Source organism: Streptomyces sp. NBC_00203, from assembly GCF_045206325.1.
In the GTDB taxonomy this organism is placed as follows: domain Bacteria; phylum Actinomycetota; class Actinomycetes; order Streptomycetales; family Streptomycetaceae; genus Streptomyces; species Streptomyces lutosisoli.
Genome location: NZ_CP108126.1, coordinates 6661817 through 6681083, shown reverse-complemented (window position 1 = coordinate 6681083; position 19267 = coordinate 6661817). Strand labels below are relative to the sequence as shown.

19 protein-coding genes are annotated in these 19267 nt (G+C 69.4%); 8 read left to right on the top strand and 11 right to left on the bottom strand.

All coding sequences use genetic code 11. The annotated features are described in order from the left end of the window. Nucleotides 1-134: 134 nt before the first annotated feature. Genes afsQ1 through OG975_RS30025 form a run of 3 tightly spaced genes read left to right on the top strand, consistent with a single transcriptional unit; the run spans nucleotide 135 to nucleotide 3021 of the window. Complete coding sequence (afsQ1, locus tag OG975_RS30035; protein WP_099505496.1) at nucleotides 135-812, top strand: two-component system response regulator AfsQ1; 678 nt, start codon at nucleotides 135-137, stop codon at nucleotides 810-812. Next, the gene (locus tag OG975_RS30030) at nucleotides 809-2386 is read left to right on the top strand and encodes an ATP-binding protein (protein ID WP_406332496.1); all 1578 of its coding nucleotides are present in this window, start codon (nucleotides 809-811) and stop codon (nucleotides 2384-2386) included. Before afsQ1 ends, OG975_RS30030 begins: the two co-directional genes overlap by 4 nt. Then, nucleotides 2383-3021 carry a hypothetical protein gene (locus OG975_RS30025; RefSeq protein WP_406332495.1) on the top strand — a complete coding sequence of 213 codons (639 nt, stop codon included), beginning with the start codon at nucleotides 2383-2385 and terminating at the stop codon, nucleotides 3019-3021. The genes OG975_RS30030 and OG975_RS30025 overlap by 4 nt, the downstream gene beginning before the upstream one ends. 136 nt (nucleotides 3022-3157) lie before the next feature. Here OG975_RS30025 and OG975_RS30020 read toward each other — a convergent pair whose 3' ends face one another. Then, nucleotides 3158-4459 (bottom strand): MFS transporter, encoded by a 1302-nt coding sequence (locus OG975_RS30020; RefSeq protein ID WP_406332494.1) that lies wholly within the window; start codon nucleotides 4457-4459, stop codon nucleotides 3158-3160. 63 nt (nucleotides 4460-4522) lie between these two features. Here OG975_RS30020 and OG975_RS30015 point away from each other — a divergent pair, with 63 nt between their 5' ends. After that, nucleotides 4523-5476, top strand: coding sequence for a LysR substrate-binding domain-containing protein (locus OG975_RS30015; RefSeq protein WP_330306900.1), 954 nt, complete (start codon nucleotides 4523-4525; stop codon nucleotides 5474-5476). 69 nt (nucleotides 5477-5545) lie between these two features. Here the strand turns inward: OG975_RS30015 and OG975_RS30010 are convergent, their stop codons facing one another. Continuing rightward, nucleotides 5546-6307, bottom strand: a complete 762-nt coding sequence (locus OG975_RS30010) for an alpha/beta hydrolase family protein (protein WP_406332493.1) — start codon at nucleotides 6305-6307, stop codon at nucleotides 5546-5548. A gap of 113 nt (nucleotides 6308-6420) precedes the next feature. On the opposite strand from OG975_RS30010, the gene OG975_RS30005 reads away from it, so the two are divergent. Beyond that, complete coding sequence (locus OG975_RS30005) at nucleotides 6421-7575, top strand: adenosine deaminase (RefSeq protein ID WP_406332492.1); 1155 nt, start codon at nucleotides 6421-6423, stop codon at nucleotides 7573-7575. A 142-nt stretch (nucleotides 7576-7717) separates the two neighbouring features. Further along, nucleotides 7718-8071 carry an ATP-binding protein gene (locus tag OG975_RS30000; protein ID WP_406332491.1) on the top strand — a complete coding sequence of 118 codons (354 nt, stop codon included), beginning with the start codon at nucleotides 7718-7720 and terminating at the stop codon, nucleotides 8069-8071. Nucleotides 8072-8154: 83 nt separating this feature from the next. Here the strand turns inward: OG975_RS30000 and OG975_RS29995 are convergent, their stop codons facing one another. Both OG975_RS29995 and OG975_RS29990 read right to left on the bottom strand, forming a co-directional pair. Further along, on the bottom strand, nucleotides 8155-8355 hold the full coding sequence (locus OG975_RS29995) for a PspC domain-containing protein (RefSeq protein ID WP_406332490.1): 201 nt from the start codon (nucleotides 8353-8355) through the stop codon (nucleotides 8155-8157). Nucleotides 8356-8445: 90 nt separating this feature from the next. Then, a complete protein-coding gene (locus OG975_RS29990) occupies nucleotides 8446-8997 on the bottom strand; it encodes a VanZ family protein (RefSeq protein ID WP_406332489.1) in 552 nt (183 codons plus the stop codon). Between the two features lie 401 nt (nucleotides 8998-9398). On the opposite strand from OG975_RS29990, the gene OG975_RS29985 reads away from it, so the two are divergent. After that, entirely contained in the window at nucleotides 9399-10412 is a 1014-nt protein-coding gene (locus OG975_RS29985; protein WP_406332488.1) for a sigma-70 family RNA polymerase sigma factor, read from the top strand. Here OG975_RS29985 and OG975_RS29980 read toward each other — a convergent pair. Then, entirely contained in the window at nucleotides 10305-10697 is a 393-nt protein-coding gene (locus tag OG975_RS29980) for an STAS domain-containing protein (RefSeq protein ID WP_406332487.1), read from the bottom strand. The genes OG975_RS29985 and OG975_RS29980 overlap by 108 nt on opposite strands. A 203-nt stretch (nucleotides 10698-10900) precedes the next feature. On the opposite strand from OG975_RS29980, the gene OG975_RS29975 reads away from it, so the two are divergent. Next, nucleotides 10901-11821, top strand: coding sequence for an AEC family transporter (locus OG975_RS29975; RefSeq protein WP_406332486.1), 921 nt, complete (start codon nucleotides 10901-10903; stop codon nucleotides 11819-11821). Between the two features lie 84 nt (nucleotides 11822-11905). Here the strand turns inward: OG975_RS29975 and OG975_RS29970 are convergent, their stop codons facing one another. From OG975_RS29970 to OG975_RS29945, 6 genes are all read right to left on the bottom strand, one after another. Further along, the gene (locus OG975_RS29970; RefSeq protein ID WP_406332485.1) at nucleotides 11906-13189 is read right to left on the bottom strand and encodes a thymidine phosphorylase; all 1284 of its coding nucleotides are present in this window, start codon (nucleotides 13187-13189) and stop codon (nucleotides 11906-11908) included. A 66-nt stretch (nucleotides 13190-13255) separates the two neighbouring features. Continuing rightward, on the bottom strand, nucleotides 13256-13669 hold the full coding sequence (locus OG975_RS29965) for a cytidine deaminase (RefSeq protein ID WP_406332484.1): 414 nt from the start codon (nucleotides 13667-13669) through the stop codon (nucleotides 13256-13258). Then, nucleotides 13666-14928 carry an ABC transporter permease gene (locus OG975_RS29960; RefSeq protein WP_406332483.1) on the bottom strand — a complete coding sequence of 421 codons (1263 nt, stop codon included), beginning with the start codon at nucleotides 14926-14928 and terminating at the stop codon, nucleotides 13666-13668. Before OG975_RS29960 ends, OG975_RS29965 begins: the two co-directional genes overlap by 4 nt. Next, nucleotides 14925-16052 carry an ABC transporter permease gene (locus tag OG975_RS29955; protein ID WP_406332482.1) on the bottom strand — a complete coding sequence of 376 codons (1128 nt, stop codon included), beginning with the start codon at nucleotides 16050-16052 and terminating at the stop codon, nucleotides 14925-14927. Before OG975_RS29955 ends, OG975_RS29960 begins: the two co-directional genes overlap by 4 nt. Beyond that, on the bottom strand, nucleotides 16049-17710 hold the full coding sequence (locus OG975_RS29950; protein WP_406336530.1) for an ABC transporter ATP-binding protein: 1662 nt from the start codon (nucleotides 17708-17710) through the stop codon (nucleotides 16049-16051). Before OG975_RS29950 ends, OG975_RS29955 begins: the two co-directional genes overlap by 4 nt. 283 nt (nucleotides 17711-17993) lie before the next feature. Beyond that, nucleotides 17994-19046, bottom strand: a complete 1053-nt coding sequence (locus tag OG975_RS29945; protein ID WP_406332481.1) for a BMP family protein — start codon at nucleotides 19044-19046, stop codon at nucleotides 17994-17996. Between the last annotated feature and the right edge of the window lie 221 nt (nucleotides 19047-19267).

Sequence of the window (19267 nt, the reverse complement as noted above, 5' to 3'; positions counted from 1 at the left end):
AGAGCGATACGACTACGCAGATGACCACTCGGGGGCCTACTTCCCCGCGGGAGAGGCCTTCCTTCTGTGCGGGAGATGGGTGGGAGCGCTCCAACGGTCGATACCCGGCCATGACATGGGCCAGAATGACGTCCGTGCCTTCCCTGTTGCTGATCGAGGACGACGACGCCATCCGGACGGCCCTGGAGCTCTCACTGACGCGCCAGGGACACCGCGTGGCCACCGCTGCCACCGGTGAGGACGGTCTGAAGCTGTTGCGCGAGCAGCGGCCCGATCTGATCGTCCTCGACGTGATGCTGCCCGGCATCGACGGATTCGAGGTGTGCCGGCGCATCCGGCGCACCGACCAGCTGCCGATCATTCTGCTGACCGCGCGCAGCGACGACATCGACGTCGTGGTCGGGCTTGAGTCCGGCGCCGACGACTATGTCGTCAAGCCCGTGCAGGGCCGGGTGCTCGACGCCCGGATCCGTGCCGTGCTGCGGCGTGGTGAGCGCGAGGCGAACGACTCGGCGACGTTCGGTTCGCTGGTCATCGACCGTGCCGCGATGACGGTCACCAAGAACGGCGAGGATCTGCAACTGACGCCCACCGAGCTGCGGTTGCTCCTGGAGCTGAGCCGCCGGCCCGGACAGGCGCTGTCCCGCCAGCAGTTGCTGCGTCTGGTGTGGGAGCACGACTACCTCGGCGACTCGCGTCTGGTGGACGCGTGTGTGCAGCGCCTGCGCGCGAAGGTCGAGGACGTGCCGTCCTCGCCCACCCTCATCCGCACGGTGCGCGGAGTCGGCTACCGGCTGGACAATCCTCAGTGACCAAACCGCAGGACAAGCTCCGCGGCTGGGCCGCGGCGCGCAAGGCGATCCTGTCCGGTCTGCGCTTCACCAGCCTGCGACTGCGGCTGGTCGTGGTGTTCGGACTCGTCGCCCTCACGGCCGCCGTCTCGGCGTCGGGCATCGCGTACTGGCTCAACCGCGAGGCCGTGCTGACGCGTACGCAGGACGCGGTGCTGCGCGACTTCCAGCAGGAGATGCGCAACCACGCGAGCATGCTGCCGGAGAATCCCGCACAGGACGAACTCCAGCGCACGGCCGGTCAGATGGCCAACAGCAGCCAGCGCTTCAGCGTGCTCCTGGTCGCCCAGGACACCAACGGCAAGACCGTCGTAGGCAACTCCGCGCTGGACACCTTCACGCTGGAGGACGTACCCAAGTCCCTCCAGAAGGCGGTGAACAGGAAGCAGCCGCTCTCCTCGAACAACAAGTCGGCGTACCACCTGTACTGGCAGCGGATCACCGACCACGACAAGCCGTACCTGGTGGGCGGCGCGAAGGTGATCGGCGGCACGACGACCGGTTACATGCTCAAGTCCCTGGAGCCGGAGGCCAAAGACCTCAACTCCCTGGCCTGGTCGCTCGGTATCGCGACCGGCCTCGCCCTGATCGGCTCGGCACTGCTCGCACAGGCCGCCGCGACCACGGTCCTCAAGCCGGTCCACCGCCTGGGCATCGCGGCCCGCCGCCTCGGCGAGGGCAAGCTGGACACCCGGCTGCGCGTATCGGGTACTGACGAACTCGCCGACCTCTCCCGTACGTTCAACCACACGGCGGAGGCTCTTGAGAAACGCGTGGACGACATGAGCGCGAGGGACGAGGCATCCCGTCGCTTCGTCGCCGACATGTCGCACGAACTCCGTACGCCACTGACCGCGATCACCGCCGTGACGGAGATCCTGGAAGAGGAACTGGACGCGGAGACCGGCAGCGTCGACCCGATGATCGAACCGGCCGTACGCCTGGTCGTCAGCGAGACCCGCCGCCTCAACGACCTGGTCGAGAACCTGATGGAGGTCACCCGCTTCGACGCGGGCACCGCCCGTCTCGTCCTCGACGACGTGGACATCGCCGACCAGATCACCGCGTGCATCGACGCGCGCGCCTGGCTGGACGCGGTGGACCTGGACGCCGAGCGCGGCGTCATGGTGCGCCTCGACCCGCGCCGCCTCGACGTGATCCTGGCGAACCTGATCGGCAACGCGCTCAAGCACGGCGGTTCGCCGGTACGGGTCTCGGTGCGCAAGGAGGCCGACGCCCTGGTGATCGAGGTCCAGGACCACGGTCCCGGCATCCCCGAGGACGTCCTCCCGCACGTCTTCGACCGCTTCTACAAGGCGAGCGCGTCGCGCCCCCGCTCCGAGGGCAGCGGCCTGGGCCTGTCCATCGCCCTGGAGAACGCGCACATCCACGGCGGCGAGATCACGGCGGCGAACTCGCCGAAGGGGGGCGCGGTCTTCACGCTGCGGCTGCCTCAGGACGCGTCGGAACTGATCGCCGACGACGCGCGCGACGAGAACGGGAACGGGAACTGCACGGGGGGCACCGCCGGATGACCATCGCACGACCCCTCCGTCCCCTCCGTCTACGGGGCGTACGGCCCTGGCTGGCCGTCCCGCTGCTCGCCGTGCTGCTCGCGGGCTGCGGCATCCGTTCCACCCAGGTACCGACGGACTTCGGCCCGGCGCCCTCCCTCGTCCCCTGCGCCCTCTCGGGCCCGGACATCTCCACCCAGTCCTCCCGGGGCGTTCCCGTCCAGGTCTTCCTGCTGTGTTCCGGGCAGCTCGTGACCGTCGACCGCTCGGTGCGTATTCCGGACGGTACGGCGGAGGCGGCGCGGCGGGTTCTGGTGGCTCAGGGGCTTCTCGACGAGCTCGCCGAGACGCCCTCCGCCACGGAGCGGCAGGGTGGGTACACGACGAACGTGCGTGGCGGCATGACGGTCAGCGGGCCCATCGACAAGGACCCCGAGGACACCCTCCGGCTGAGCACCCAGCCCGAGAACCTCACGTCCGCCGCCCTGGCCCAGATCATCTGCACCTTCTCCGACTCCGCCGCGGCCCGCGACGACGGCTCCGTCATCCTCGGCGGCCCCGCCCCGTCCCCCCTCCGCAGCTACGAGTGCACCCCCGAGGTCCGCTCCGCCCCCGCCACGAAGTCCCCACCATCAACGTCGGTGGACGGCTCGTAACCCGTCCTATCGGTTGTGTGTCGGCTGCGGGTGGGTGGGGGCTGATCCAAAAGATTGCGCAGTTCCCCGCGCCCCAAGAAGGGGCGCGGGGAACTGCGCAATCTTTTCAGCGGGGGTCTGGGGGCGCAGAACGCTGTCAGTGGGCCAGGGCCGGGTTGCGGCGGGACTGGGCCCGGGCCGCGTGGGAGCCGAACACCGTGATGGACACGACGCCGAGGACCGCGAGCAGACCGAGCGTCACCGTGCCCGCCCAGCCCCCCGAGTGGAACGCCACCGCACCGAGCGTGCTGCCGGCGCTGGACCCGACGTAGTACGCCGACTGATACAGCGCCGACGCCTGCGCCCGCCCCTCCTGCGCGGTGTGACTCACCGAGGAAGAAGCGACCGCGTGCCCCGCGAAGAAGCCCGCGGTGATCAGGACCAGACCGAGCAGGACCAGAATCAGCGAGTCGGCCAGCGAGAGGAGCAGGCCCGAGGTCGTCGTGCCGCCCGCCAGGTAGAGGGAGCCGCGGCGGCCCAGGCGGGCGACCAGCCTGCCCGCCGTCGACGCCGACACCGTACCGACGAGATAGACCAGGAAGACCGAGCCGATGATGCCCTGGGGGAGCGAGAACGGGGCCTCGGTCAGCCGGTAGCCGATGACCGTGTAGACCCCGCCGAACACCGTCATGAACAGCGCACCGATCGCGTACAGCCGGCACAGCAGCGGATTCGCGAGGTGGCCGCGGACCGTCCGGGCCAGCACCCGCGGCCGCAACGAGCCCGGCGTGAAGTGCCGGGGCGCCGGGAGGAGAAGCCGGAAGGCCACCGCGCAAGCCACCGCGATCAGCCCGATCGTGCCGACGGCCACCCGCCAGCCCCACTCCTGAGCGACCCAGCCGGTGATGACCCGACCGCTCATCCCGCCGACGCTGTTGCCCGCGACGAAGAGACCGATCGCCGTGATCAGGGCCTTGGGGCGGACCTCCTCCGCCAGATACGCCGTCGCCGACGCCGGAAGCCCGGCCAGCGCCGCGCCCTGCACCGCCCGCAGCGCGACCAGCGCGCCGATCGACGGGGCGAAGGGGACCAGCAGACCGACCGTCACGGCGATCACCAGGGACGCCGTCATCAACGTACGCCGTCCGAAACGCTCCGACAGCGCGCTCATCGGGAGGACGAAGAGCGCCAGCGCACCCGTCGCGGCCGACACCGTCCAGCTCGCCTCGCTCGCGCTGACCCCGAAGTCCGAGGAAACGAGCGGCAGGAGGGCCTGCGTGGAGTAGAGGAGCGCGAAGGTCGCGACACCCGCGAGGAAGAGGGCGAAACTCATCCGGCGGTAGCCGGGCCCGCCCGGGGCCATACGGGAGTCGGCATCGCTGACGGCGGCGGAAGCGGCGGTGGAAACGGACGGGACGGCGCCCACGGTGGTGGACGCCTCGGTACTGGCGGAAGGCATGTCTCGAACCTAAGGACCCCGCCGCTCATCCGTCCAATGCATGGAATCGCCATAATCGTTCCCATGGTGCATCAGCAGAGGTCAGAAGCTCACCTGTCACCGTCCAGTGACACAGAAGACATTGTCGCGGTGCTCGCCCCGCGCCTCGCGTACTTCGCCGGCGTCGCCCGCACCGAGCACGTCACCCGGGCCGCGCAGGAGATGCAGGTCCCGCAGTCCACGCTGTCGCGGGCCATGGTCCGCCTCGAACAGGACCTGGGCGTCGACCTGTTCGCGCGCAGAGGGCGGACCGTCTCGCTCACGGCCGCGGGGCGGACGTTCCTCTCCTCCGTCGAGCGTGCCCTCGCCGAGATCGAGCGTGCCGCCGACGAGGTACGCGCCGACGCCGACCCGGCCACCGGCAAGGTCGCGTTCGGCTTTCTGCACACCATGGGTTCGGAGACCGTCCCCGGCCTGATCCGCGCCTTCCGCGCCGATCACCCCCGGGTCCGCTTCAGCCTCGTCCAGAACTACGGCGAGGCGATGCTGGAGCGACTCCGCTCGGGCGAGTTGGACCTGTGTCTCACCTCGCCCGTGCCGGACGCGCCCGACCTGGTGGGCCGCCGCCTCGACGAGCAGAAACTCCGCCTCGTCGTACCGGCCGACCACCGCCTCGCCGCCCGCAAACGCATCCGCCTGGCCGAAGCCGCCGACGAGACCTTCGTGACCCTGGAACCCGGCTACGGCATGCGCCGCATCACCGACGACCTCTGCCAGGAGGCAGGCTTCAAGCCCCGCATCGCCTTCGAGGGCGAGGAGGCCGAGACCCTGCGAGGCCTCGTGGCCGCCGGCCTCGGAGTCGCCCTCCTACCCCCGCCTGCCGTCGCCCGCCCAGGAGTTGTGGAGCTCACGGTCACCGCCCCGAGAGCGGTACGCGAGATCGGCGTGGCCTGGCTGGACGGCCACCCGGACACCCCGCCAGTAGCGGCTTTCAAGAAGTTCCTGCTGTCGAGAAGGGGCCACTTGCTACCCGACTGAGCGGCAGGTCTTTCAGGGGCGCGGGGAACTGCGCGCCCAGCCCCCACACACCCGCACCCGACCCACAACCTATCGACGCAAAGCCTTCCCGAACCCAGAAGCAAGCGGCATCCGCAACCCCAACGGCGGCGGCGCAGCCAACGCATCCTCCAAAGGGCGCGACAAGCTGCGCCCGAACAACGTGCCCATCACGAAGTCCTCCGCCAGCGCATGCACTTCGCCCCGGTGCTGGTACAACCCATGTCCGTCGGAGTGAACCTCGAACCGGCAGATGTCCCGGTTCGCCTTCTTCGCCCGCGCCGCGAGCCGGAAGGACAACTCCGGGTCGGTGCGCTCGTCGTTCGTGCCGTGCACGATGAGCACTCGTCGCCCGGCCAGCTGTTTCACCGGTTCGGGTGGCGCCGCCATGTCCTCCTCGGGCAGCCAAGGGGCCAGCGCCAGTACGGAGTTGACGGCCGTGTGACCGCCCGCGCGCAGCGCCGCCCGGCCGCCCATGTCCACTCCGGCCAGGCATACCGGAACGTCTCCGTAGCGGCGTACGACCTCGTCGGCCGCCCAGGACGCGTCGCGCGCCAGGTGCGCCTCACTGCCGTTCCAGCCCCGGAACCGGTAGTGCACCACGTGGGTGACCAGGCCGTCCGCGTGTCCCGCGCGGGTGAGGCGGCGTCCCAACGTGCGTACAGAGGCGGTTGCCATCATGGGGGACGGTCTTCGGGCGGAGGTCTCCTCGCCGCCCGGGAGCAGCAGAACCACTCCGTTGACCGTCGTCGGCTCCGGGCCGAGCGCCCTCCCAAGCCGGGCCCTGCGAACCGGCGTCGCTTGCTGTGCCATGACAGAACAGTGTCAGAAGCGTCGGTGTACGCCACCCGTCCGCACGGTCACCGTTACATATCGACGGATCCGTCCAACAGGAGATCTACGCGCGTAGGGCGTACAGTGCGAAAATGACGAGCCAGATCCCGAACACCCCGAGCTCGGAACAGATCCGCCGGGCACCCAAGGTCCTGCTGCACGATCACCTCGACGGGGGCCTGCGCCCCGGGACGATCGTCGAACTCGCCCAGGAAACCGGCTACTCCGGCCTCCCCGAGACCGATCCCGACAAGCTCGGCATCTGGTTCCGTGAGGCCGCGGACTCCGGTTCCCTGGAGCGGTACCTGGAGACCTTCGCCCACACCTGTGCCGTCATGCAGACCCGTGACGCCCTCGTCCGGGTCGCCGCCGAGTGCGCCGAGGACCTCGCCGAGGACGGTGTCGTCTACGCCGAGGTCCGGTACGCCCCCGAGCAGCATCTGGAAGCCGGGCTCACCCTCGAAGAGGTCGTCGAGGCGGTCAACGAGGGCTTCAGGGAAGGGGAACGGCGGGCCCGGGAGAGCGGCCGCCGGATCCGGATCGGTGCGCTGCTCACCGCCATGCGGCACGCGGCGCGCGCCCTGGAGATCGCGGAACTCGCCAACCGGTACCGGGATTTGGGTGTCGTCGGCTTCGACATCGCCGGTGCCGAGGCCGGCTTCCCGCCCACCCGGCACCTCGACGCGTTCGAGTACCTCAAGCGCGAGAACAACCACTTCACCATCCACGCCGGTGAGGCCTTCGGGCTGCCGTCCATCTGGCAGGCGCTCCAGTGGTGCGGCGCCGACCGGCTCGGCCACGGCGTACGGATCATCGACGACATCCAGGTCCTCGAGGACGGCTCGGTGAAGCTCGGCCGGCTCGCCTCGTACGTGCGCGACAAGCGCATCCCGCTGGAGCTGTGCCCCAGCTCGAACCTCCAGACCGGCGCCGCCGACTCCTACGCCGCCCATCCGATCGGACTGCTGCGACGGCTGCATTTCCGGGCGACCGTGAATACGGATAATCGGCTCATGTCGGGGACCAGTATGAGTCGCGAATTCGAGCACCTTGTCGAGGCATTCGATTACACGCTCGACGACATGCAGTGGTTCTCGGTCAATGCTATGAAGTCAGCATTCATTCCTTTCGATGAACGACTGGCGATGATCAATGACGTCATCAAGCCTGGATATGCCGAGCTGAAGTCCGAATGGCTGTTCCAGCAGACCGCTTCCACCAGCGGTCCTGTGGGGGATCACGCCTGATCGGAGGGGTCGGGAAGCGGTCGGGTCTTCACTCATTCTCCATGACTCCGCCGCTTTTTGATGTTTGCGGAGGGTGGCTTTGCATGTTTACGGTTTTGGACCGCTCACCTCCCCGTCTCTCGGATCCAAGGACGCATTCAAAATGAAGCAGTCTGCTGCCAAGACCCTCGGTGTCGCCGCTCTCGGTGCCGCCTTCGCCGCTGTTGGCGCGGGTGCCGCGAACGCGGCGCCGGCTGTGCCGGACACCGCCACGGCGCTGGACACCGTCACCCACACGCTGCCGGCGGAGAACGTCGCCAAGGCGCTGCCGGGTGCCGGTGAGGCGCTCGCCCAGGGCCAGGGCGCGCTCGGCGCGGGTGTGGCCGCGGCCCAGCCGGTCGCCGCGAAGGTGCTCGCCAACGGGCCGACCGCGCCCGTGGCCGGGCTGCTCGGCGGGCTGCCGCCGCAGGGGCTGCCGACGCACGGTCTGCCGGTGAACGGGCTGCCGCTCGGCTGAGGCCGCCGTCTGCACGAACGCCGGTGGGGCGCACCCTGGTCGGGGTGCGCCCCACCGGCGCGTTCAGCTGCGGGAGCCGTGCCTCACCAGGCCGTGCGGGCCTTGTCTTCGGACGGGAACAGGATCCACAGGGCTATGTACAGCAGGAACTGCGGGCCCGGGAGCAGGCAGGAGATCACGAAGATCACGCGCATCGTGGTCGCGGAGATGCCGAAGCGCCGTGCCAGCGCTGCGCACACTCCGCCGATCATGCGGCCGTTGGTGGGGCGGGCAAGGGCGGTCATGGTGGCTCCTTCGCGAACCGTGGTTGAAGGCCGGTGAGTCCGGCTTCGATGTCTTCAACGCTACGGGGACGAAGTGGGTCAAGCGTCGCTCTACGGTGCGATCCCGACCCTGGGAATCGTCGGGGTCCGACCCTGAGCCGCGTCCTCCCGGGGGAGGGCCGCGCGGCGTCGGGTCTCGGCCCGGCGGCGTAGCCCGGCCCTGAGGGCGGGCACGATCGCCAGGTGTGCGAGGGCCACGCCGACCGTGTTGAGCAGCAGTGAGTCGACGTCCACCACCTGGCCGGGGACACCGGTCTGCAGGAGCTCGATGCCCAGTGAGAGCAGGGCGCCCGCGGCGACCGTGCGGAGGAGGGAGCCGAGGGGGGAGGCGGTGAGCTTGCCGCCCGCCATGGGGAGCAGGACGCCCAGCGGGGCGAGGAGGCCCAGGCCCTCTGCGATGCGGCGGGCCGCCTCCTGTGGGCCCAGCGCGAGGTCGGCTCTGATGCCGGCGAACGGCCGCAGGTTGGCGGCGCTCACCCAGGGGACGTCCAGGGGGCGCAGTGTGATCCAGGCGACGAGCGCGAGGTGTGCGACGAGGAGGACACCTCCTGCCACACGGACGCGGGTCACGGCGCTGCCGCCGTCTGAGCCTTGACGCTGCACGCCCCCCAAGACGCGGGCTCCGGCACGATCGGTTCCGGCTGGGCGTTTTTCGCCCCCGCCGCCCCTACCCGTCCCATCCGTTCCTGGGGGCTGTGCCCCCAGACCCCCAAAAGATTGCGCAGTTCCCCGCGCCCCTTTTAGGGGCGCGGGGCTGTGACATTTGCGGCTCCGCCGCGGGGCGCGACAAGCCCCCACCGGCCCGCAGACGAAACACAACCCACGGGGTCTGGGGCGGAGCCCCAGAAGGATGGGACGGGTAGGGGCGGCGGGGGCGCGGGAACTGGTCGGCCACAACCGTCTGACCTGCGGGTTTTGTTAGTCGGGGGGCCATTGTCAGTGGGCTGCGGTAGCTTCCGGAGTGTTGGCGTGAAGGCGGAAAGAGCCACAGGGGTGGGTTGGCTATGAGCGACGGTACGGCGACGACGACAGACCTGGATGTGCGCCTGGAGAAGCACCGGGTCGAGCTGACGGGGTACTGCTACCGGATGCTCGGCTCGTCCTTCGAGGCCGAGGACGCGGTGCAGGACACGATGGTCCGCGCCTGGCGCAGCTACGACAAGTTCGAGGGCCGCTCGTCCATGCGGTCCTGGCTGTACCGGATCGCGACGAACGTGTGTCTGGACATGTTGAACGCGGGCAACAAGAGGGCCCGCCCCATGGACCTCACCGCTCCCTCCCCACTGGCCCAGGCCGCCCTCACCCCCCGCCCGGACAACACCTGGCTGGAGCCGATGCCCGACGCCCGCGTGCTGCCCACGGTCACCGACCCGGCCGAGGCCGCGATCGCGAAGGAGTCGGTGCGCCTCGCCTTCATGGCCGCCCTGCAGCAGCTGCCGCCCAAGCAGCGGGCCGTGCTCATCCTCCGCGAAGTCCTCGCCTGGAAGGCGAGCGAGGTGGCCGAGCTGCTCGGCACCTCGGTCGCGTCGGTGAACAGTGCGCTGCAGCGGGCCCGCGCCACCCTCGCGGAGAGCGACGGCGCGGAGGCCGCCACCTCCGACCCGCTCGACGAGGAGCAGCAGAAGCTCCTGGAGCGCTATGTCGCCGCGTTCGAGGGGTACGACATGACGGCGCTGACCGCGCTGCTCCACGAGGACGCGATCATGACGATGCCGCCGTTCGACCTGTGGCTGCGCGGCACGGACGACATCACCGGCTTCATGACGACACTCGGCGCCGCCTGCGAGGGCTCCCGCCTGGTGCCGGTCGAGGTCAACGGCCTGCCGGGCTTCGCCCAGTACAAGCCGGACGAGGAAGCGGGCGAGGAAGCGGGCGGCTACGTCCCGTGGTCCGTCCAGGTGCTGGAGATCTCAAAGGGGCGCATCGCCGGGTTCCACTTCTTCCTGGACACCGCCCGCTGGTTCCCGCTCTTCGGCCTGCCCCTCCGGCTCGAAGCGGAGACCGACCAGGTCCAGTAGGGCGCGCAGGGCCGGGTCCGGGTTCCGCAGGCGTATCCGGCCTCCGGCCCTCCGCGCCGCCAGCTCCAGTCTCGCCAGTACGTCGACTGCGGCGAGACCGGGCGGCCCGATCCCCGCGACATCGCAGACGACGAACCCGGCCCCGGTCGACTCCAGCCGCGCCCGCACGTCGTCACAGAGCCGCGGTACCTCGTCACGGGTGACGGGTCCGGGCAGTACGAGCACGAGTACGTCGGGTGTCGTGGCGTCCACAGTCAGTAGACCGGCCAGGGGCGCGGAACTCATCGGGGGCGCGGCCGGAGCCCGTACAGGATCACCGGTCCCTCCCGAATCACCAGTCCCTCCCGAATCACCAGTCCCCCCCCAGGATCACCAGGATCACATTGACCTGCGCCCTGCCCGCCCGGTTGGGTTGGGTGTATGCCCCACGAATCAGTGCCTCCCGCGATACCTGACGGCTTCAGGCCCGCCCAGGACGAGGAGGCTCCGTGCAGGGCGTGCTGACCGGCTTCGCCGTCATCGCCGTCGTCATCGGGGTCGGTTACGTCATCGGGCGGCGCGGCTATCTCGGGGACAACGGGCGGGAGGTGCTGACGAAGCTCGCCTTCCATGTGGCGTCGCCCGCGCTGCTGTTCACGACGCTCGCACAGGCCGACCTGTCGGTGATCTTCTCCAGCCGGCTCCTGGTCACCGCGATGAGTACGGCTGCGGCGGCCGGGGTCTTCGTCGCGGTGGGTGTCGTACGCGGCTGGGGCGTGGGGCGGACGACGATCGGCGCGCTGTGCTCCAGTTACGTCAACTCGGGCAACCTGGGCATCCCGATCGCCGTGTATGTGCTCGGTGACGCCTCGCTGGTGGCGCCCGTGCTGCTGTTTCAGCAGATCATGGTCACGCCCATCGCCCTCACCGTCCTCGACCTGTCCACGAAGGGTGAGAGGCGTCCGCTGTGGCAGCGGCTGATCACGCCGCTGCGCAATCCCATCGCCGTCGGCTCGCTCAGCGGGGTCGCGGTATCGGCGACCGGTCTGACCGTACCCGGGCCGATCCTCGACCCGCTCAAGCTGATCGGGGGCATGTCGGTGCCCGCGGTGCTGCTCGCGTTCGGCATCTCGCTGTGCGGCAGCAGCCTGCCGGGGCGCGGCTCCGACCGGTACCCGGTGCTGCTCTCCGTCGTGCTGAAGTCGGTGGGCCAGCCGCTGGCCGCCTGGGCGCTGGCCGTCGGCGTGTTCGGGCTGCGGGATGCGCCCCTGCTCGACGTCGTGGTCACCTCGGCCCTGCCCGCCGCGCAGAACCTGTTCACGTACGCCTCGCGTTACCGGGTCGGCGAGACCCTGGCCCGGGAGTCGATCCTGCTGTCGACGATGCTGGCCGTGCCCGTGCTGGTGGTCATCGCGGCCGTGCTGGGGTGATCGCGTCGCGAACGCGCGAGGGACCGGCGCCGTGAAAGCGCCGGTCCCTGTCATAAGTCATGCGTCATGCCGCGTCCGTACGGCTCAGGCGATTCGGTCCAGCACGATCGGGCTCGCCTTGAAGTCCGTGCCCGCGGCCGCGATGTCGTACGAGCCCTCAACCGACTGGAGGGCGTACTCGAAGCGCTCCGGGGTGTCCGTGTGGAGGGTGAGGAGGGGCTGGCCCGCCGTCACCGTGTCGCCCGGCTTGGCGTGCAGTTCGACGCCCGCTCCGGCCTGCACCGGGTCCTCCTTGCGGGCGCGTCCGGCGCCGAGGCGCCAGGCGGCGATGCCGATGTCGTACGCGTCGAGGCGGGTCAGGACACCCGACGACGAAGCCGTCACCACGTGCTGCTCGCGCGCGGTGGGGAGTTCGGCGTCCGGGTCGCCGCCCTGCGCGGCGATCATGCGGCGCCACACGTCCATCGCGGAGCCGTCGGCGAGTGCCTTCGCCGGGTCGGCGTCCTTCACGCCCGCCGCGTCGAGCATTTCGCGCGCGAGGGCGATGGTGAGGTCGACGACGTCGGAGGGGCCGCCGCCCGCCAGTACCTCGACGGACTCCCGTACTTCGAGGGCATTGCCGGCCGTCAGGCCCAGCGGGGTCGACATGTCGGTGAGCAGCGCGACCGTCTTCACGCCGTGGTCCGTGCCCAGGCCCACCATCGTGGAGGCCAGTTCACGGGCGTCCTCGATGGTCTTCATGAAGGCGCCGGTGCCGACCTTCACGTCCAGGACCAGGGAGCCCGTACCCTCGGCGATCTTCTTGGACATGATGGAGGAGGCGATCAGCGGGATCGCCTCGACCGTGCCGGTGACGTCCCGGAGCGCGTACAGCTTCTTGTCCGCGGGGGCCAGGCCGTCGCCCGCCGCGCAGATCACCGCGCCCGTGGTGTCGAGGACGTGCAGCATCTCCTCGTTCGACAGGAGCGCTCGCCAGCCGGGGATCGACTCCAGCTTGTCCAGCGTGCCGCCGGTGTGGCCGAGGCCGCGGCCCGACAGCTGCGGGACCGCCGCGCCGCAGGCGGCCACGAGGGGCGCCAGCGGGAGGGTGATCTTGTCGCCGACGCCGCCCGTGGAGTGCTTGTCGGCGGTCGGGCGGGACAGGGACGAGAAGTCCATGCGCTCGCCGGAGGCGATCATCGCGGCGGTCCAGCGGGCGATCTCACGGCGGTTCATGCCGTTGAGCAGGATCGCCATGTTGAGGGCGGCCATCTGGTAGTCGGCGACCTCGCCGCGGGTGTACGCGTCGATGACCCAGTCGATCTGCTCGTCGCTGAGTTCAGCACGGTCCCGCTTGGCGCGGATGACGGAGACAGCGTCCATGGCCATGGCTTTCCTTCCGAAAGATGAGCGGCCCCTCCCTGACATCAGTCGATCAGGAGGGGCCGCACGGCGTTACTTGGTGAGATGGTCCGGCCCGAAGGCCTGCGGCAGCATCTCGGAGAGCGGCAGGATCCCGGCCGGGGTCTCCAGGAGCAGGTCGGGGCCGCCGAACTCGAAGAGCAGCTGGCGGCAGCGTCCGCACGGGACGAGGATCTCGCCCCGTCCGTCGACGCAGGTGAAGTGCGTCAGACGGCCGCCCCCGGTGTTCTGCAGCTGGGAGACCAGGCCGCACTCGGCGCACAGCCCGAGCCCGTACGAGGCGTTCTCGACGTTGCAGCCGGAGACGGTCCGGCCGTCGTCGACGAGGGCCGCGACGCCGACCGGGTACTGCGAGTACGGGGCGTACGCGCGGGACATGGCCGCACGCGCCACCTCCCTCAGCGCCTCCCAGTCGACGGTCGCGGAAACCGCGCCGGCGGACGTCACTTGCCCTGTCCCTTCCGGTACGGCAGACCGTCGGCCTTCGGCATCCGCAGATGCTGTGCGGACAGCGAGAGGACGAGGAGGGTCACGACGTACGGCGTGGCGCTCACGAACTGCTGCGGGACCTCGTCGGTGGTGAGGTACCAGACGAACATCAGCGCCGAGACCGCGGCCGTGATCAGCGCCGGGACGGTCCGCTTCTTCCACAGCAGGTAGGCCACGCCGAAGACCAGCAGGATCGCCAGCAGCAGGATCAGCGCGTGCACGTTGGTGGCGCCGCCGCGCAGGTTGAGGCTGTCGGTGTAGCCGAACAGGCCCGCGCCGAGGGCGAGGCCGCCCGGCATCCAGTTGCCGAAGATCATCGCGGCGAGACCGATGTAACCGCGGCCCGCGGTCTGGCCGTCCAGGTACACGTTCGACGCCACGATCGACAGGAAGGCACCGCCGAGGCCGGCGAAGCCGCCCGAGATGATCACGGCCATGTACTTGTACTTGTAGACGTTCACGCCGAGGGACTCGGCGGCCACCGGGTTCTCACCGCAGGAGCGCAGGCGCAGGCCGAAGGACGTGCGCCACAGCACCCACCAGGTGGCGGGGACCAGGGCCACCGCGACGACGGTGAGCGGCGACAGGTCGGTGACCAGTCCGCCGAGCAGGCCCGCGATGTCCGAGACCAGGAACCAGTGCTTCTGGTTGAGCGTGTCCAGCCAGCTGGACAGCCCCGGGATGTCGAAGGTGCCGAGCGAGTCGATCGGCGGGGACTGCTTGGAGGAGCCCTGTGGTGCGTTCTCGAAGGTGAACTTGGAGAGGTAGCGGGTGGTGCCGAGCGCCAGGATGTTGATGGCCACACCGGAGACGATGTGGTTGACGTTGAAGGTCACGGTGGCGATGGCGTGCAGGACGGCGCCCAGGGCACCGCCGATGATGCCGAAGGCGACACCGGTCCACGGGCCCCACTGGTAGCCCGCCCAGGCACCGAACCAGGTGCCGAGGATCATCATGCCCTCAAGGCCGATGTTGACGACGCCCGCGCGCTCGGACCACAGACCGCCGAGGCCCGCGAGGCCGATCGGCACCGCGAGACGCAGCGCCGTGGACATCTGTCCGGTGGAGGTGATGCCGTCGGCGCCGGTGATCAGGCGGACGATCGACGTCAGGATCAGTACACCCGCGATGATCAGCAGGAGTACCGGGAGCGAGAATCGGCGGCTGCCCTTGCCGGGCTGCTGCGCCTGCGGCTTGGCGACGGTCGCGGTGCTCATCGGGCAGCCACCTCCTTCGTGGAGTTGTTGTTGGCGGCGGCCGCGGCCAGTTCCTCACCGACCCGCTTCTGCTGTCGGCGCAGGCCCCAGACGCGTACGGCCTCGTACGAGATGACGACCGCGAAGACGATCAGGCCCTGCATGATCGTGGCGATCTCCTTGTCGTACGCCACCGGGGTCGCGTAGTCGAGGGCGGGAGACGCCTTGTCGAGGAAGGCCCACAGGAGGGCGGCGAGCGCGATGCCGCCCGGGTTGTTGCGGCCCAGCAGCGCGATGCCGATGGCGACGAAGCCGAGGCCGGCCGGGAAGCTCAGGCTGTAGGTGTGCGCGTCGCCCAGGAGCAGCGGCAGGCCCGAGAAGCCCGCGACCGCGCCGGAGATCAGCATCGCGGTGAGCACCATGCGCTTGGCGTCGACGCCGGAGGCCGCGGCGGCGGACTCGGAAGCGCCGGTGGCGCGCAGGTCGAAGCCGAACCGGGTGCGGTTGAGGGCGATCCAGAACAGGACTCCCGCGAGGATCGCGATGAAGACCATGCCGTAGAGCTCGCCGACGTCCGCGCCGAGGTTGATGCCGGGGAACCAGCCGGACTTCTTCATGATGCCGGTCGTGTTGTTGTTGCCGACCTGCTGGCCCCAGATGTTCTCGGCGGTGAGGTAGCCGATGAGGCTGGTGGCGATCGCGTTGAGCATGATCGTCGAGACGACCTCGCTCACACCGCGGGTGACCTTCAGGACGCCCGCGATACCGGCCCAGAAGGCGCCGGTGGCCATCGCGACGATCATCAGCACGGGGATCTGGAGGAAGCCCGGCAGCGCGATGTGCGCGCCGACCACCGCGGTCATCATCGCGCCGAGGCGGTACTGGCCGTCGACGCCGATGTTGAACAGGTTCATGCGGAAGCCGATGGCCACGCCGAGTGCGGCGATGTAGTACATCGACGCCTGGTTGACGATCAGCACCTGGACGTCGGAGTACGTCGCCTGCTGAAGCATGAGGGCGTACGGCTCGAACGGGTTCTTGCCCGAGGCGAGCAGCACGACCGAGGTCAGTGCGATCGCCGCGACGAGGGCGATGACCGGGCCGGCCACCGCGAGGAGCACCCGCTCCTTGTCGAACTTCTTCATCGGGCCTCGTCCTCCGGGGCGGCGCTTTCCGCTACGTGCTCCAGGTGTCCGGAGGCGGCACCGGTCATGGCCGAGCCGAGTTCCTCCGGGGTGATGGTCGCCGGGTCGGCGTCCGCCACGAGCCTGCCGTTGTAGATCACCCGGAGGGTGTCCGACAGGCCGATCAGCTCGTCCAGGTCGGCCGAGATCAGCAGAACGGCCAGGCCTTCGCGGCGGGCCTCGCGGATCTGGTCCCAGATCGCGGCCTGCGCGCCGACGTCCACACCGCGGGTGGGGTGGGCGGCGATCAGGAACTTCGGGTTGTGGCTCATCTCGCGGCCGACGATCAGCTTCTGCTGGTTGCCACCGGACAGGGAGGCGGCGGTGACGTCGATGCCGGGCGTACGGACGTCGTACTCCTCGACGATCCGGCGCGTGTCCTCCTGGGCGCCCTTGATGTCGAGCCAGACGCCCTTCGCGTTGGGCTTCTCGGTGACGTGACCGAGGATGCGGTTCTCCCAGAGCGGGGCTTCCAGCAGCAGGCCGTGGCGGTGGCGGTCCTCGGGGATGTAGCCGATGCCCTGCTCGCGGCGCTTGCGGGTGGCCCAGCCGGTGATGTCCTCGCCGAGGAAGGAGACGGAGCCGGAGTCGGCGTGCTTGAGGCCGATCAGCGCGTCGATGAGTTCGGTCTGGCCGTTGCCCTCGACGCCGGCGATGCCCATGACCTCGCCCGCGTGGATGGTGAAGGTGACGTCGTCGAGGACGCGCTTCACGGTGGCGGCGGTCTCGGCCGTGGCCTCCGTGAGCAGACCGCTGGATGCCGGCTCGTCGAACTCGCCGAGGGAGGCGCCGCCGCTCGCGTAGGCGGTGAGGGCCTCGACCTGGATGACGGGCTTGTCCGTGACCGTCGACTCGGCGGTCTCCGGAGTGGGCAGTTCGCTGCCGACCATCATCTCGGCGAGCTGGCGCGGGGTGGTCTTGGAGGGGACGGCCGTACCCACCGTCGTACCGCGCCGGATGACCGTGATCTCGTCGGCGACCGACAGGACCTCGCCCAGCTTGTGCGAGATGAAGATGACGGCGAGGCCCTCGGACTTGAGCTCGCGCAGGTTGTCGAAGAGTGCGTCGACCTCTTGCGGTACGAGTACGGCGGTGGGCTCGTCCAGGATCAGGGTGCGGGCACCGCGGAAGAGGACCTTGAGGATCTCCACGCGCTGACGCTCGGCGACACCGAGGTTCTCGACCAGGACGTCCGGGCGGACGTTCAGCCCGTACCGGTCGGAGATCTCCTTGATCTTCTTCCGGGCGCCGCCACCGATGCCGTGCAGCTTCTCGCTGCCGAGCACCACGTTCTCCAGCACCGTGAGGTTGTCCGCGAGCATGAAGTGCTGGTGGACCATGCCGATGCCGCGCACGATGGCGTCGCCGGGCGAGGAGAAGGTGACCTGCTCGCCTTCGATGACGATCGTGCCCTCGTCCGGCTTCTGCATGCCGTAGAGGATCTTCATCAGCGTCGACTTGCCCGCACCGTTCTCGCCGACGAGGGCGTGGACGGTGCCTTTCCGGACACTGAGGTGGATGTCGTGGTTGGCCACCACACCGGGGAAACGCTTGGTGATCCCCGCCAGCTCGACCGCGGTCGACTGCGCGGTGAGCGGAGGGCTGCTGGACGCGTCGATGGCGCACTCTCCTTGGAAAAGGGGCCTATCTACGCGCGTAGCGCCCCTGCTTTAAATAGTGCTCGGACTGGCCGAGCCTGATCCGACTCGATCCGATCCGAGCATTCTGCCGCGCGAACGGGGCGCGGGGAGTCATCCTCCCCACACCCCGTTCCGTGGCCGTAACGCTGCCATTACAGCGTTGCCCTTGGCCATGGTTTCGACGTCTGGTTATCACCTGGTGATGCGCTGGGTGCCGCGCCTGGTGACATCCCCCTGACCCTGGCCGGAGTCAAGGTCTCCTTCAGGAGGTCTTGACCGTGATGGAGCCGTCCTTGATGCCCGCCTCGGCCTTCTTCAGCGCGGCCTGGAGGTCGGCGTTGTTCTTGAAGACCGGGTTCGAGTCGGCCAGGCCGACACCGCCGGTGGCGAGGCTCGCGCGGACCACACCGGTCTCGGGCTTGCCGTCCTTCACGGACTTGGCGAGGTTGTAGACCGCGCCGGCGACGTCCTTGGTGGCCGAGGTCAGGATGTAGTCCTTGTACTTGGCCAGCGCGTCCTGCTTGTACTGGTCGGAGTCGACACCGATCGCCCAGATCTTGTGCTCGGCGGCCGTCTGGATGACGCCCTGGCCGGAGAGGCCGGCGGCGGCGTAGACGACGTCGGCGCCCTTCTCGATCTGACCCTCGGCGGCGTCCTTGCCCTTGTCCGGGCTGGAGAAGCCACCCTCCTGAGCCGTCTCGGTCAGGTACTGCTTCTCGATCTGGATCTTCGGGTTGACCGACTTGGCACCCTGGACGAAGCCCGCCTCGAACTTGTGGATCAGCGGGATGTTCACGCCGCCGATGAAGCCGATGTGGTCCTTCTTGGTGGCCTTGGCCGCGGCCACGCCCGCCAGGTAGGAGGCCTGCTCCTCGTGGAAGACCATGTCGGCGACGTTCGACGCCTTGTCCTGCTCGTCGTCGATGACGCCGAAGGTGATCTTCGGGTACTTGGCCGCGACCTCCTTGACGGCCGGCGCGTAGACGTAGCCGACGCCGATCACCGGGTTGTAGCCCGCCTTGGCGAGGTTCTCCAGGCGCTGCACCTTGTCCGCGTTGGACTCGCCGTCCTGCGGCTCGATGTCACGGCTGGTGTACTTGAACTCCGTGTCGGCCTTCTCGATACCCGCGAACGCGGCGTCGTTGAAGGACTGGTCGCCCTTGCCGCCGATGTCGTAGGCGAGGCCGATGCCCTTGGCACCGCTGCCGCTCGACGAGGTCGAGGCATCGGTGGACGAGCCGCCACAGGCGGAGAGGGCAACAGCGAGGGATGCGGTTGCAACGCCCGCAACCGCGATTCGGGACACCCGGCGCATGGAACGTGACTCCTTTGTGCAAGCGCCCAAACCAGGCGCTGGTTCCGCCGCAGCGTAACGCGCGTAGACCAGACGGAAAACCCCTTCTGTCCGGTCCGTTATCGAGCTGTGGCCACAGACTGCCCACAGCGTACGGACAGTGGGCGGGGGCTTGCGGGAAGCAAGGGGGGTGTTCCTGGGGCTGCGTCCCGGCTGCGGGTGAGTGGGGGCTTGTCGCGCAG